Source organism: Arthrobacter sp. SLBN-112 (assembly GCF_030944625.1).
Taxonomy (GTDB): domain Bacteria; phylum Actinomycetota; class Actinomycetes; order Actinomycetales; family Micrococcaceae; genus Arthrobacter.
Genome location: NZ_JAUSXY010000001.1, coordinates 430,425 through 445,150 on the forward strand (window position 1 = coordinate 430,425; position 14,726 = coordinate 445,150).

Consider the following 14,726-nt stretch of genomic DNA (forward strand, 5'->3'; position numbering starts at 1 on the left):
TGAGGTTCAGGCGTAGTGGCAGGCGACGTCGGCTGTCCCCACCCGGCGCAGCGCCGGCCGTTCGGTGGCGCACAGGTCCGTGGCCAGCGGGCAGCGCAGCCGGAAAGGACAGCCGCCGGGTGCAGGCACCGCGGCGGCGCCGGTGCGGACACCCAGCGACTCGCGGGCTTCCCGACGCGCCGCCTGTTCCGCGGGCCGGGGTACCGGGGAGGCGGCCACGAGGGCCTGGGTGAAGGGGTGCCTGGGGTTTTCGGTGACGGCGGCGGCAGGTCCGCTTTCCATCACCTGGCCGCGGTACAGGACCACCACGCGCTGGGCCAGGAACTGCACCACGGCGATGTCGTGGGCGATGAACAGGTAGCTCAGGCCCCGTTCGTCGCGGAGGTCGGCCAGCAGGTTGAGCACCTGGGCCTGGGTGGAGAGGTCAAGGGCGCTGACGGCTTCGTCGCAGACCACCAGCTGAGGATCGCAGATGAGGGCACGGGCCACGGAAATGCGCTGGCGCTGGCCGCCGGAGAACTGGCTGGGGTACCGGTCCACGGCGTCCCGCGGCAGCCCGACGCGTTCCAGCATGTCCTCGGCCTTGGCCCGGGCCTCTGCCGCTGAAATCCCCCGGAGGCGCAGCGGTTCCGCCAGGGAGGTGCCGATGGTGTTGCGCGGGTTCAGCGAGGAGTTGGGGTCCTGGAAGACGGCGCGCAGTTCGCCGCCCAGGGCCCGGCGCTGGGCTGCGCCGGCGGAAGTGATGTCCTTGCCCTGGTAGCTGATGGTGCCGCCGGAGACCTTCTGGAGGCCAAGGATTGCCTTGCCGATGGTGGACTTTCCGGAGCCGGACTCCCCCACCAGGCCCACGGTCTCCCCGGGGGCGATGCTGAAGCTGACATGGTCGACGGCGGCGGGAGCCGCGGCGGCCTTCCGGCCCCGGCCGTAGCGGACCACCAGGTCCTTGACCTCCAGCATGGGAGCGGCGGAGGACGGTGTGGAATCGCGGCGTTCGGTCACTGCGGTGCTCATGCCAAATCCTTTTCGACGATGCTGCTCAGAGTGCCCGGGTTCTGCTTGGGGGTGACCTCCAGGGTGCGGGAGGCGGGTACGTCTGTGGCCAGCCAGTCCATGCCTTCGACGGCGAGCTGGTCCGCCTTGACGCACCGCACCAGCCCTTCACCGGTGCCGGAGCGCAGCAGCGGGACGGGTTCCAGGCAGGCAGAGCCGGCGAACTGGCAGCGGGCGGCGAACCGGCAGCCGGTGGGCCAGTCCTTGGGCTGCGGGACCTGCCCGCTGATGGTGGCAAGCCGTTCGGGCATGTCGTCCGCGTGGTTGGCGTGCGGGTCCGCGGCCAGGAGGGCCAGGGTGTACGGGTGGCGGGGGTTGTCCAGGACGGCGTTCGTTTTGCCGTTCTCCACCACCTGGCCGGCGTACATGACAGCGACCTGGTCGCAGATGTCCGCCACCACGCCGAGGTCGTGGGTGACCATCACTACGGACATGCCGGTGTCCTTCACCAGGGTCCGAAGCAGGGACAGGATCTCGGCCTGGACGGTGACGTCCAGGGCTGTGGTCGGTTCGTCCGCGACCAGCAGTTTCGGCTGTCCGGAGAGCGCCAGTGCGATGGCGACGCGTTGCGCCATGCCGCCACTGATCTGGTGCGGATAGGTCTTCAGGATGCGCGGGGCATCAACGATGCCCACTTTCTCCAGCAGGCTTTGCGCCTCGTTGCGGGCCTCGGCCCTGCCCATGCCGCGGAGCCGCCGGATAGTGGCGGTCAACTGGTATCCCACGGTGAACATGGGGTCCAGGGCGCGCATGGGTTCCTGGCTGATCAGGGCGATTTCCCTGCCGCGGACGGCTTCCATGTCTTTGTCCGCCACGGCGGCCAGGTTCTTGCCGTTCCAGAGGATCTGGCCGCCGGTGACGGAGACGCCGGAGGGAAGCAGCCCGAGCAGGGACAGGGCGGTCATGGTCTTGCCGCAGCCGGACTCCCCCACCAGGCCCAGGACGGTACCGGGCTGGACCTCGAAGGAGACATCGGTGACCAGGCGGACGCCGTTGCCTGTACCAGCGCTATCGACGCCGACGGACAGGTTGCGGACGCTGAGCGTCCCCTGTGCGGCGGTACCGGGCGACGCGACGTCCTCCACGGCAGGAACGGGAGCTGCGGCGGCGATGGCGGCGATGGCGGCGACGGCTCTGGACCGCTGCCGCCGGGCAGCGGCGGACGGCAGGTGCGGGGCGGCAGCGTTGGGTGCCTTGCCCAGGGCGTTGCCGATGGCGTTGGCGGACAGGACGGTCAGCGCCAACACGGCGCCGGTGGGAACCATCATCCAAGGGGCATCGTAGACGTGCTGCGAAGCGCCCTGGATCATGCCGCCCCAGCTGGGCTGCGGGATGGGCGGACCAAACCCGATGAACGCCAAACCAGCCTGGATGAGCATGCCCACGGCGAAGATCAGTGCGGCCTGGACCACAATGGTGTTGGCCAGCCCGGGCAGGACGTGCCGGAAGCTGACACCCAGCGGGCTGACGCCATCCACCTTGGCCGCATCCACATACAGCTGCGACTGCAGGGACTTGGCCTGGCCCAGGATCACCCGGTAGACGCCGGCGGACATCAGGATGCCCAGGATGGCCATGACCACGGGGATGTTGGTTCCCACGGCGCCAATGACGGCCAGGATGATCACCGTTCCCGGCAGGGACATCATAATTTCGGTGACCCGGCTGATGACGCCTTCGGTCCGTTCACCGGCACCGGCGGCCGCCATGGCCAGGATGGTGCCAAGGCCGACGCCGACAACCACCGTGAGCATCGAGGTCCCCAGGGTGCCGGCTGCGGCGGCGAAAATGCGGCTGAGGATGTCGCGGCCCAGTTCGTCCGTCCCCAGCCAGTGGGCGGCGGTGGGGCCGGAGAGGACAGCGGTGAAATCCTGGTCCTCGGTCTTGAAGGGCAGCCACAGCGGGGCGGTCAGGGACGCGATGACAATGGCCGCGAGCCAGATAAGCCCGGCCACGGCACCCGGCGAAGTGAACAGCCGGTGCCGGGAAAACCTGGAGATGGCCGCTTTGCCGGCATTGCGCGCGGGCGTTCCTGCCGGCGTGGTACGTCCTGCCTGGTCCGCGTCCGCGGGGGCCGGGGCAACTGTGGGGATCATGAGGCACGCAACTTCGGGTCGAGGAACTTGGTGGCCAGCTCCAGCACCAGGTTGACGGCAACCACCACCACGGTGGCGATCACCACCACGCCCTGGACGGCGGGGGCGTCATGGGTACTGACGGAGGTCTGGACGGCCTGGCCCAGTCCGGGCATCGCGAACAGCTGCTCCGCAATGACGGAACCGCCGAACAGGCCAATGAACTGCAGCGCGATGCCGGCCACGATGGGCAGGCTGGCGTAGCGCAGGGCGTGGACGTAAAGGATCTTCCAGGTGGGGGTGGCCGTGGCGCGCAGCGTGCGGATATGTTCCTGCTGCAGGGCCTCCAGCATGGACGCCCTGGTCTGGCGGGCGATGAATGCCGCGCCGCCGACGGCCAGGGTTATCACAGGCAGGGCCAGGGAAAGGGCCCAGTCCTGCGGCGAGACCTCGAACGGGACGTAGCCGGTGGCGGGAAAGATGGAGGACTGGACGGCGAACAGGTAGACGAAGAGGACGCCCACCCAAAAGGCAGGCAGCGCGACGAGGAGGCCCACGAAGCCGCCGATCAGCTGGTCCAGCAGGCCGCCGCGGACCGCTGCGGTGACGCCCAATGCGATCCCGAGGACCGCGCTGAGGATGGTGGCTCCGGCAGCAAGCGAGGCGGTGACGGGCAGGCGGCTGGCGAGGTCGGAGCTGACTGAGCGGCCATCGATGAGCGAGATGCCCAGGTCGCCCTGGACCGCGGACCCGAGCCAGGTGAAGAACTGCGTGAACAGCGGATCGTTCCAGCCCAGCCTCTGGTTGACCTCGTCGATGGCTTCCTGGGAGGCGCCGGCCCCGAGGGACACGGCCCCGGGGCTGCCCGGCATTGCGTGCACCAGCAGGAATGCCAGCACCGCAACCACCAGCACGGTGGCCAGCGCCATCAACAGGCGCTTAGTGATGAATAGTGCCATGGTGACCTCCATCGGTCAGGGCCCTCCCGGGCGGCCCTTGTCCTGGTGGGCAAGGGCCGCCCGGGAGGGTGCGGGTATTAGCTGGCCGGCGTGTAGGACGAGAGGAGCGGGTAGGCGTTGGTGCCGGCGAACTTCACCTGGGCCACCTTCTTGGTGTTGTAGCCCTGGTTGGTCAGGGCCTCGTACAGCGGGATCATCCAGCCGGATTCCACCAGCCGGGTGTTCAGCTTGGTGGCGGCTGCCTTCACGGCGGCATCGTCCTTGGCTGCGGCCAGCTCGCCGGTGGCAGCGCTGAGCTGGTCATCGGTGGCCTTCTGGACGTTGGTGAAGCCGTTCAGGACGACGCCATACATCACGCCGACGGGGTTGTCCCAGTTAAGGGGCGCATAGCCAAGGGGCGTGGTAGCTACGGCGGCGAAGGCTTCATCCGTAGAAGCTGCCATCTTCACGTTCATGGTGATGCCGACGGCGGCCAGGTCCTTCTGGACTGCCTGCAGGTCCGTCTGGGTCTGTGCACCGGCGATGATAGTGAACTCAAAGCCGTTCGCGTAACCGGCCTCGGCCAACAGGCTCTTGGCCTTGTCCGGGTTGTACGCGAACTTGGTTTCGAGGTCCTTGGTGAAGCCGGCCGAATCCTTGGGGAGGGCGTTCCAGGCCGGGATGTCACCCTTGTGCAGTGCGTCCACCAGGGCCTGGCGGTTGATGGCGTACTGGATGGCCTGGCGGACCTTCTCCTTTGCGAACGCCGGGGCTGTCTTGCCGATCTTGTCGAAGGAGATCATGGTGTTGACGGTGCCGCCGATCTGGGAAACGCCGACGCCTTTGGACTTCGCGAAGTCAACGGTGTTCGAGGTCAACATGGCCACGTCGGCCTGGCCGGAGACCAGGGCGTTGGCGCGGGCCTGGGGGTCCAGGACCACACTGAAGACCACTTTCTTGTAGGCGTACTTGGCAGCGTCAGCGCTCTTGTCGTTCTTCACCAGGACGTATTTGTTCCCCTTCACGGTGGAGGAGTCAAGGGTGTAGGGCCCGGAACCGTCAGGGGTTGCCGCGAGGCTGGACGTGTCCGTGACACCGTTCTTGCCCACGATCATGCCGGTGGTGGAAGCCAGGTTCTTCTCGAATCCAGGCTGCGGCTTGGCGAAGGTCAGGGCCACCTGGGTGGGGCTGACCACGTCCACGGAGGTGATCTCCTGGGCTCCGCCCTTGGCGACGGCGGAGTAGGCGCTCAGTGCGGGATCGGACCGGCGGTCCAGGTTGGCCTTGACCAGTGCGGCGTCAAGCTTGGAGCCGTCGGTGAACGTCACGTCGTCCTTGAGGGTCAGCGTCAGGACCGTCTTGTCCGCGTTGTAGCTGAAGTCCTTGGCCAGGCCCGGGCCCGTGGAACCGTCCGGCTGAAGGGTCATCAGGCTGTCGTAGAGGCCTTCGAAGAACTGGCGCTGGGCTGCGGAGACACGCAGCGGGTCGAAACCGAAGGAGGCCGAGTCGCTGTCGATGGCCAGGGTCAGGCTGCTGGTGTCAGCCTTCGCCGCAGCTTGGCTGGACCCGCCGCCGCAGGCGGCCAGGGAACCCATCAGCAGGGCACCGGCCAGAACGGCGGAGCTCGCACGGGCGGTGGAGTTCGGAAGTTTCATGTAGTGCGCCTTTGCATTCTGATGTGATGGCGGAGGAACGGTTGTGGGGGCTGGCTGCTCGCCGGCTCCCTTCAAGAATCAGCCGGGGCCACAGGCACCAAACATGACAATGTCATTGATTGAAAAAGTATTGTGGTGGCGGTCACGCCGGGCGACAGGATGGATGCAGGGCAGCGAAGCCTGGGACGCCTGCGCGCGTCCATCACGAAAGGAACCCCATGACCAACCCGTTCCCCAGCGACTTCCTTTGGGGCGTGGCCACCGCAGGCCACCAAGTGGAAGGCAACGACGTCAACAGCGATACCTGGTTCCTGGAGCACCTGCCCGGGACGATTTTCGCGGAGCCGTCCGGGGATGCCGTGGACCATTACCACCGCTACCGCGAGGACATCGCACTGATTGCCGGCCTCGGCTTCACCAGCTACCGGTTTTCCCTGGAATGGGCCCGGATCGAGCCGGAGGAGGGCCACTTCTCGGTGGCTGCACTGGACCACTACAGGCGGGTGCTGGAGGCCTGCCACGAGCATGGCCTCACCCCGGTGGTCACGTTCCACCATTTCACGTCACCGCTCTGGCTCCTTCGGGTCGGCGGCTGGGAGGGCGACCGGACGCCCGAACTCTTTGCTCGGTATTGCGACCGGGCAATGGCGCACCTTGGCGACCTGATCGGCGTCGCCTGCACGCTGAACGAACCCAACCTCCCCTGGCTGCTGGAATCATTCGGCATCGGCGGGGAAGCACCGGAGAACCGCGGTTCGGTGCCCATCTGGGCGGCCGCCGCTGAGCGTTTGGGTGTGGATGCCACCACCATCGCGCCGTTCCAGTTCTGTTCCACTGAAGCCGGTTTCACCGTCAAGCTGGCCGCGCACCGGGCCGCCATTGCTGCCATCAAGGCCCGTCGCCCCGATCTTCAGGTGGGCTGGACGCTGGCAAACTCCGATATCCAGGCTATTCCCGGCGGCCAAGAGCTTGCGGAGCAAGTCCGGCGGGACGTGAACGAACGTTTCCTGGAGGCGTCCCGCGGTGACGATTTCGTGGGCATCCAGACCTACGGCCGCACCGTGTACGGGCCGGACGGCCACGCTCCGGCACCGGAGGGTGTGCCCACCAACCAGATGGGCGAGGAAATCTACCCCCAGGCATTGGAAGCCACCATCCGCGAGGCCCACAGGATCGCCGGCATCCCGGTGATAGTCACCGAGAACGGCCTGGCCACCGAAGACGACACCCAGCGCGTGGCGTACCTGAAGGCGGCCGTCGACAGCGTTGCCGCCTGCATCGAGGACGGCATCGACGTCCGCGGGTACATCGCCTGGACCGCGTTCGACAACTTCGAGTGGGTCTTCGGCTATGGGCCCAAGTTCGGCCTGATCGCCGTCGACCGCTCCACCCAGGAACGCACACCGAAGGAAAGCGCGCACTGGCTCGGCAACCTGGCCAGGGACCACGCCAAGGCTGCTGCGCCGCAGCCCGTCTAAGGCGAAAGAAATTGTCCGGACTTCCCAGGGAAGTCCGGGCCATTTCGATCTCCGCCGCAGCCGGAACTGCGGCCCTATTCGCTAGGCTGGGACGCGCCGCAGACTTTCGCGGCGTCAATGGATTCGGGGGGATCTGTGCCGCGGTCGAGCCAGTGGGGCAGGGCGTATTTTGCCGTTCAGGCTGTCGCCGGGTGTTTGTGGTGGGTAGCGGTCTTCCTGTCTCCTGCGGTGCGCCGGGCAACACTTGGCGGCCTGGACCCGGTCCTTGTTGCCGTGTTCGATGTCCCGCTGTTTGTTCTTGCCTCCGCGGCCGCAGCCTGCGGGGTGCGGTCTGCGGCCATTGCCGGCGCCTTGTGGACCACCTTTGTCGCCGTCGCCATGGCCGTCTATGCCACGGTGACAACCCAGGCGGGCATCGGCGTGCTGGCCATGGGCGCGGCCACGGCAGGTTCGCTCGCCGCACTCTGCCTCGTCCTGCTCGGCCGCATCCCCACTGCGTGGATTGTCCGGGGCCCGTTTGCCTTCCGTCCGGCCCGGAAACGCACGCACGCGGGATTCCATGTGGCTGCCACGCTCGGGCAGATTATGGTGTTCTGGGGTTTCTTCCTGGGGGTGGTACCGGCCTGCCTGGCCGTTCTCGAACAGCGCTGGAGGCTGGCAGTGGCCTTTCCCGCATTTGCTGCCCCTGCCGGCGTCGTAATCCTCATCCTTGCCAGCGCGTTGGGAATCTGGTCTGCCGCCGTGATGTCCACCCTCGGGGGCGGAACACCGTTGCCGTCTGCGATGGCCAACCGGTTGGTTATAGCCGGCCCCTACCTCTGGATCCGCAACCCGATGGCTGTGGCGGGCATTATCCAGGGAGCCGCGGTGGGCCTGATCCTGCAATCGTGGTTGGTCGTGGGATACGCAGTCCTCGGCTCACTGGCGTGGAACTACGCCGTGCGGCCCCTTGAGGAAGCGGACCTCACGGAGCGGTTCGGCGACGAGTTCCGGCAGTACAGCCGGGCGGTCCGCTGCTGGATCCCCAGGGTCCCCGGAACCCGCCGAACCCAGTCGGCGGCAGGTTCGCGGTAAGGCTGGTCACGGCCGCCCAGGCTCACTTCCCAGGCCGGCTTGCGCCAACAGTTCTGTCAGCCATGGCCGGTGTTCGCGATGGAACCTTATGCCCTCCGGCAGACCCTGCACCGACGGCTCGGAACCAGTGATGTCGATGCTCATCCGGCCCCCGGCAATGGGCGCGTTGGTGATGTGGAGGTCTCCGTAGGCTTCAGGCAGTACCGGGTCCATCCAGAAGCCTCCGCGCGACACATGGGCGTCATACCTCATGAGGCTGGTGATCAACATAATCGGTGTGGCCGCCGCCCACGCCTGCGGCGAGCACGCCGTCGGATACGGGACAGGCTCGCTGACCTGTTCACGGCTGAAGCCGCAAAATAGCTCCGGGAGCCGGCCGTTGCAGTAATCGGCTGCTTCCAGGAGGGCGGTGGCAATCCGCTGCGCCTCTTCCACGAAGCCGTATCGCAACAGGCCCGCAGCGATGATGGCGTTGTCGTGCGGCCACACGGACCCATTGTGGTAGCTGGCGGGGTTATAGGCCCCCATGTCGGTGGCCAGCGTGCGGACACCCCAGCCGCTGAACATCTCCGGCGACATGAGCCGCTCGGCAACGAGCGGTGCTTTATCGTCATCGACAATGCCGTGCCAGAGGCATTGCCCCATGTTAGAGGCGCAGGCGTCCACCGGACGCTTCTTGCCGTCCAGCGCCACAGCGTAGTAGCCACGGTCAGGCAGCCAGAACTCGTCGTTGAACTTTTTCTTGAGCCGCGCCGCCTCATCAGTAAGCTGCGCGGCCAGGGGTGCGTCCCCGGCGTCGTATGCCATCCACGCTCGTGACAGCAACGCCGAATAGACCAAAGCCTGCACTTCGCACAGCGCGATGGGAGGCTCGGCCAGCGCGCCGTCGACGAAATTGATGCCGTCCCACGAGTCCTTCCAGCCTTGGTTGATCAGGCCCTGGTCATTGAGCCGGGAGTACTCGACGAATCCGTCGCCGTCTTTGTCGCCATATTCGCGAACCCAGTCCAGCGCCCGGTCCGCGTACGGCAGGAGAGCGGCGATGGTGTCCTTGGCAAAGCCCCAGCGGCTGACCGATCCAAGCGTCATGACGAACTGGGGCGTAGCGTCAACGCTGCCGTAGTACACCGACTTGCCGCCCAGAGCCAGTCCGCTGGAGACACCCAGCCTGACCTCGTGCAGGATCTTCCCGGGTTCCTCCTCGCTCATCGGATCCACCACCTTGCCCTGGCGGTCAGCCAACGTCTGCAACGTTCCAAGGGCGAGGCTGGGGTCCACGGGAAGGGCCATTTCCGAAGCCCAGAGCGAATCACGCCCAAACAGCGTCATGAACCATGGTGCACCGGCGGCGACCACGATCCTATCCGGATGTGCGGGATCTTCGATGCGGAGCGCCCCGAGATCGTCATAGCTGCGGCGGAGAGTCCGTTCGATGGAACGGTTTCCCATATGGAGTTTGGGAATCTTCGCAACCCATTCCTGCCGTCGGCGGTCATTCGGGGACATGCCGTGCGCAGCCTGCTCGAAGGGCGGGGCCAGCGGTGCAGTACCGCCGTCGGAAACAGGCACCACGCTCACCAGCGTGCTCCATTCGCCGCGTGGCGCAACAACCACCTGGTACTTGAGGGCATGCGGTGTGGCGATGGCGCCCCTCCCGGTCACGCTGACGGCCTTCAGGACGTCGTGCCACACAGCCCTGATGGTCAGGGAATCATCCAAAGGATGCCGGGATTCCACCCAGTGGCGCTGGACCCGCGCCTCTTTTACTTCGAAGAGATCCGCGAAATCCGCTTCAACGCTGATGGAAATGTCGCACTCGACGGCGTCAGCGGAGTAATTCCTGAGGGTGATCTCCTCGAAGATTCCGGCCGTCACTTCCCGCAGCCGCTCCACGATGAGAGGGCTGTCGGCGTACCCGTCCGAGCGCGGAACACGGCCGATGAACAGTGCACGGTAGGGCTCCTTAGTCTCCGCCGTCAGCGGCTCAAGGGGCTGGTCATTCACCGTCAGGTTCCAGCGCGAAAGGATCCGCGTGTCCTCGTGGAAAGCGCCGTGGGGATGTTCGGGATGGATGTCTCCATTGGCCAGGGAAATACAGAAGCACGATCCCTCCACCAGGGTGACGGTTCCGGCACCAACAGGTCCGGCAGCAGTATCAGCATTCCATCCAGCCATGCCCGCTCCTTCAACGGCCCAAGACCGAGGCGGCAACCCGACACCCGGATCCCGCCTCGGGCGGAGTGCCGCCTACCTGCTGGATAGACGCTACGCCTAAGGCCCCCTGGACGAAAGGCTCCGGGCGCAGTTCCTTCGACGCCTGGTGGAACAACCCGGCGGCTCGGTCCCAGTCCGCCCAAGTCGTCGGCCGGAACCTGCGCCAGAATCCCCGCAAGCCGCCGGGCGTCCTAGTCGACGCCCGGTTCGCGGATGACCAGCACCGGGCAGTGCGCGTGGTGGATGGTCTGGTGCGAAACGGAGCCGAGCATCATTCCGGTGAATCCGCCATGCCCGCGCGAGCCCACCGCTATGAGGTCGGCGTCCTTGGAAGCCTCAATGAGCGCCGATGCCGGGTTGCCCTCCACTATGCGGCCGGTGAGGGCCACGTCCTGGTCCTTGACGCGCTCCAGTTCAGCCTCCAGGATCGCCTGGGCGTCTTTCTCGAAGATCTCGTAATCCCAGGCAGTGCCGAGGGCATCACTGACGTAAGGGAAGCTCCAGGCGGTCACGGCCTGGACCTCACCCTTCCGCAGCCTGGACTCCTGCACGGCCCAGTCCATGGCGGCCCGGGACTGCTCCGATCCGTCCACCCCCACCACGATCTTGTACTTTCCGTTACCGGCCATGGTTCCCCGTTTCCGTTCCAGAATTCCAGTTTGGTCAGCCCTGGCCGGTTGTGGCGCCTTGGGCCTGAACGGCAACCGTCGAGTGCTCGGCTTTGGCGGCCTGATGCGGATTTCCCGCCTCCTTGGCACAGTGCAGGCAGCAGTAGACGCCTGCTTCACTCTCCACCGGATGGCCCAGGATCCGGCAGCCGCAGTGCTCACAGGCGGGAGCCATCATATGGATTGCACACTCAAAGCTGTCGAACGTGCCGGTCTGGTTTCCCATACTGACGGTGAACATGCGGCCCTCGCTGCTGCCGCAGACATCGCACGCGCCCATGGTCCTGCCTCCTGTTTATTTGCTGCCTGCTCCGGACACTCAAGTTGACCGCTTCCAGGCATTTGCTGCCTAGGGGCGAAGGTCCTCCGGCAGCTAGAGGTGGCGGAGGTAGCGTTCGGGCGAGTCCATGAACTTTTGCCAATTCGTCACGAGCTCCAGGTCCGCCCAGGACCTGGCCCGCAACCCCCAGGGTCCCGCTTCCAGGATGGTGGCGCCGGGCAAGGCGGCGAGCAACGGCGAATGGGTGGACATGATCACCTGGGACTGGCCGCCGGCCAACAAGTCCTTCAGGACGGACAGAAGACTCAGGCAACCCGAGAAGGACAGGGCGGACTCCGGTTCGTCCAGAACCCAGAGTCCGGCTCCGCGGAAACGGTCGGCGGCCAACTGCAGGAAGGACTCGCCGTGGGACATGTCATGGAACGGGATGTCCGGACTAGACGTGCTGGGGTTCTCTTCGAGGTATGTATAAAGCCCGTGCATGGTCTCGGCCCGGAGAAAGTAGCCCCGCCGGGTGGCGCCGGCGTTCCGGACCAGCTGCAAATGGTCGCCGAGGACGGATTCGGTACGCCGGGTGCTGTGCCGGGCCCCCGTTGACCCGCCCTCCGGGGAGAGCCCGTAGGCGAGCGCGATGCCTTCCACCAGCGTGGATTTTCCCGAGCCGTTCTCGCCCAGCAGGATGGTGGCCGGGCCCAGGTCGAGCCCCTGGTCGAGGATGTGGGCCACCGGCGGCAGGGCGGCCGGCCAGCGTGCGCGGTCCAGGACATTCGACGGGTCCTCTGCCAGCCGCCGGATCGGGTAGGTGCGCAGGGGCATGGTCCCATTCTCGCAGGAAGAGGTTTTTCTCCGCTTCACCCATCCACCCCGGCTTCCGCTCCGAAGTCCAAGGGAAGAAGTGCACTAAAGGTTAGGACGGGACGATGGATGCCGTGGACCAGCAAGCCCTGACCGGGGCTGTCATCAAAGAAAACGGGCTGGATATCGGGCAGCTGTGGCTTGAGTTCGTAGGGCTTGGCGGGGACGCCTCCGAGCAGCTCATCCGTGACTACTGCGCCGGCGAGGCCACGCTGTCGGCGAAAGAGCGGGACGCCCTGGCGTTGGCCGTCAATGAGCTCTGCACTGCCGAGGGCCTGCCGCTCCGGGCACCACTGAGCAGTTCCGCCCTGCTCCTCCTCCACACCCGGAAGGACTCCCAGTCGGGAGGCCTGCAGGGCTAAGCAGCGGGGGCTGGAGGCCGCCCCGGGCCGGGGCCACGACGTAATCTGTCAACCATGACCATCCTCTCCACCCCCTGCGGCTCCGTCCGCGGCAGCTCCCTTGGAACTGACGGGACCACCGTCCACCGGTTCCTTGGCATCCCGTACGCCGGGCCGCCGTCGGGCGCCAACCGATTCCGCCCGCCCGTGCCCGTAGCGCCGTGGGGTGGGGTCCTGGACTGCACCGCCGCCGGGCCCGCGGCACCGCAGAACCCTGAGTCCCCGGCGCCTCCGGGCTCCGTGCCCCGGACCTGGAGCGAAGACGCCTGCCTCAACCTGAACGTCTGGACGCCGGAGACGGACGCACCGGCAAAACCGGTGATGGTATGGATCCACGGCGGCGCCTACCTGCTGGGCGCCAACAGCGACGCCATGTACGACGGCGCCAGGCTCGCCGCCGCAGCGGGCGCGGTGGTGGTGTCCATCAATTACCGGCTGGGCGCGCTGGGCTTCCTGCACCTGGCAGACCTGCTGGGTGACCGGTATCGGGATTCGTCCAACCTGGCCCTGCTGGACCAACTGGAGGCCCTTCGCTGGGTCCGCCGCAACATCGGCGCCTTCGGCGGCGACCCGGAGAACGTGACCATCTTTGGCGAGTCGGCAGGTGCCGCGGCGATCGGCACCCTGCTGGGCATGCCGGCGTCGGAAGGGCTCTTCCGCCGGGCGATTATGCAAAGCGGAACGGCCGAGCGGTACCGCCAACCGGAGGAATCCTCGAAGATCAGCTCCGCGTTCCTGGAGCTGTGCGGACTGGCCCCCTCGTCCGCCGCGGAACTCCTTACGCTCCCGGTGGGACAGCTGCTGGCCGCACAAAAAGACCTTGAGAAGCGCGTCGCCGCGGAGTCATGGGCGGTCCCGCTGCCTTTCCAGCCCTCGGTGGGGACCCCGTCACTGCCGGAGCCGCCGCTGGACAGCATCCGGAACGGGGTGAACAGCGGCGTTGACCTCCTGGTCGGAACCAACCTCAACGAAGGCTCTTTTGCGGTGGAGATGCGCCCACCCTCTCCCGCCGACCCGGACTACCCGGAGCGTGCCGCCGATGTCCTGGCCGGCGCCGGGGTTCCTGCCCGCCACGCCGCCGGCTACGCGGAGGCACTCGGCCGGCTGTTGGGCAGGGAACCGGCGGGCAAGGAACTCCTGGAGGCGGCCATTACCGATTCCGTGTACCGGCAGCCCAGCAACCGGCTCCTGGCGGCCCGGCGCGCGGCTGCGCACGCCGGAGCCGCGGGGAAGAACTTCGCCTACCTGTTCGCGTGGCGCAGCCCGGCCATGGGCGGCAAGCTCGGCGCCTGCCACGCGCTGGACATCCCGTTCGTCTTCCGGCACCTGGACACACCGGAGGCGGCATTCCTTACCCGGGGCAACGCACCACAGCAGCTCAGCGATGCGATGAGCGGGGCGTGGGCGGCCTTTACGCGCACGGGTACACCGGCCACGGCGGGCGTCGCGTGGCCCGATTACGGGCAGGAGCGCACCACCATGGTGCTCGACGACGACTCCCGGTTTGAAGCCGACCCCCGCGGCCGGATCCGCGCGTTTTTTGAGGCCGTCAGCCCGCTGCCAGCGAGTTAAGCGTGTCCCGGATCCCGTTCAAGGCGGGGTCCCGCAGTGAATTGAAAGCGGGTTTCAGCAGCGGCTGGATGATCTTGGCCGGTCCGTGGATGCTGAACTCGGCCGTGTACTTGACCACCGAGCCGGTCCCGCTGGGGCTGACGTCGATGGAATCAAACGAGGTGACGGCCTTGTTCTCGCCCCGGAGCTTGATGTGGTTTTCCGACAGTTCGATGACCTCGTAGGTCAGGGCCTGGCGTTTGCCGCGGAACTCGGATTCGGCGTGGTACTTGTGCCCCACGGCCACCGGTCCAGGCGTGATCTTGTCCACGACAGGGGTGTTGGGGTCCCATTTGCTGGTGTTCTCGAACTCGCTCAGGAAGGCGAAGGCCTTTTCCGCGGACAGGTTGGTTTCCACACTTCCGGTGACTGTGATCATCACCCCAGTGTAGGAGTAGCCCGGCGCCGGGCGGCAGCCATTCTGCGG

13 protein-coding genes are annotated in these 14,726 nt (G+C 66.8%); 4 read left to right on the forward strand and 9 right to left on the reverse strand.

Annotated elements, in window-relative coordinates; genetic code table 11:
- Window positions 1–6: 6 nt before the first annotated feature.
- From QF050_RS02035 to QF050_RS02050, 4 genes are all read right to left on the reverse strand, one after another.
- Window positions 7–1,011, reverse strand: coding sequence for an ABC transporter ATP-binding protein (locus tag QF050_RS02035; RefSeq protein WP_308928925.1), 1,005 nt, complete (start codon window positions 1,009–1,011; stop codon window positions 7–9).
- Window positions 1,008–3,146, reverse strand: coding sequence for a dipeptide/oligopeptide/nickel ABC transporter permease/ATP-binding protein (locus tag QF050_RS02040; protein ID WP_308928926.1), 2,139 nt, complete (start codon window positions 3,144–3,146; stop codon window positions 1,008–1,010). The genes QF050_RS02035 and QF050_RS02040 overlap by 4 nt, the downstream gene beginning before the upstream one ends.
- Entirely contained in the window at window positions 3,143–4,096 is a 954-nt protein-coding gene (locus QF050_RS02045; RefSeq protein ID WP_308928927.1) for an ABC transporter permease, read from the reverse strand. The genes QF050_RS02040 and QF050_RS02045 overlap by 4 nt, the downstream gene beginning before the upstream one ends.
- A gap of 65 nt (window positions 4,097–4,161) precedes the next feature.
- A complete protein-coding gene (locus QF050_RS02050; protein ID WP_308928928.1) occupies window positions 4,162–5,718 on the reverse strand; it encodes an ABC transporter substrate-binding protein in 1,557 nt (518 codons plus the stop codon).
- A gap of 218 nt (window positions 5,719–5,936) precedes the next feature.
- On the opposite strand from QF050_RS02050, the gene QF050_RS02055 reads away from it, so the two are divergent.
- Window positions 5,937–7,196, forward strand: coding sequence for a family 1 glycosylhydrolase (locus QF050_RS02055; RefSeq protein ID WP_308928929.1), 1,260 nt, complete (start codon window positions 5,937–5,939; stop codon window positions 7,194–7,196).
- A gap of 117 nt (window positions 7,197–7,313) precedes the next feature.
- Entirely contained in the window at window positions 7,314–8,270 is a 957-nt protein-coding gene (locus QF050_RS02060) for an isoprenylcysteine carboxylmethyltransferase family protein (RefSeq protein WP_308928930.1), read from the forward strand.
- Window positions 8,271–8,276: 6 nt separating this feature from the next.
- Here QF050_RS02060 and QF050_RS02065 read toward each other — a convergent pair whose 3' ends face one another.
- The 4 genes from QF050_RS02065 to QF050_RS02080 form a co-directional block, all read right to left on the reverse strand.
- Window positions 8,277–10,445, reverse strand: coding sequence for a glycogen debranching N-terminal domain-containing protein (locus QF050_RS02065; RefSeq protein WP_308928931.1), 2,169 nt, complete (start codon window positions 10,443–10,445; stop codon window positions 8,277–8,279).
- A gap of 230 nt (window positions 10,446–10,675) precedes the next feature.
- Entirely contained in the window at window positions 10,676–11,113 is a 438-nt protein-coding gene (locus QF050_RS02070; RefSeq protein ID WP_308928932.1) for a universal stress protein, read from the reverse strand.
- A gap of 34 nt (window positions 11,114–11,147) precedes the next feature.
- Window positions 11,148–11,432 (reverse strand): hypothetical protein, encoded by a 285-nt coding sequence (locus QF050_RS02075; RefSeq protein WP_308928933.1) that lies wholly within the window; start codon window positions 11,430–11,432, stop codon window positions 11,148–11,150.
- A 93-nt stretch (window positions 11,433–11,525) separates the two neighbouring features.
- Window positions 11,526–12,248, reverse strand: coding sequence for an AAA family ATPase (locus QF050_RS02080; protein WP_308928934.1), 723 nt, complete (start codon window positions 12,246–12,248; stop codon window positions 11,526–11,528).
- 104 nt (window positions 12,249–12,352) lie between these two features.
- Here QF050_RS02080 and QF050_RS02085 point away from each other — a divergent pair, with 104 nt between their 5' ends.
- Together QF050_RS02085 and QF050_RS02090 are read left to right on the forward strand one after the other, a co-directional pair.
- Window positions 12,353–12,649: a hypothetical protein gene (locus QF050_RS02085; protein WP_308928935.1), complete on the forward strand. Its 297-nt coding sequence runs from the start codon at window positions 12,353–12,355 to the stop codon at window positions 12,647–12,649.
- A 54-nt stretch (window positions 12,650–12,703) separates the two neighbouring features.
- Window positions 12,704–14,260, forward strand: a complete 1,557-nt coding sequence (locus tag QF050_RS02090; RefSeq protein WP_308928936.1) for a carboxylesterase family protein — start codon at window positions 12,704–12,706, stop codon at window positions 14,258–14,260.
- Here QF050_RS02090 and QF050_RS02095 read toward each other — a convergent pair.
- Complete coding sequence (locus tag QF050_RS02095; RefSeq protein WP_308928937.1) at window positions 14,238–14,678, reverse strand: SRPBCC family protein; 441 nt, start codon at window positions 14,676–14,678, stop codon at window positions 14,238–14,240. The two genes, QF050_RS02090 and QF050_RS02095, sit on opposite strands and share 23 nt — an antisense overlap.
- Window positions 14,679–14,726 lie beyond the last annotated feature (48 nt).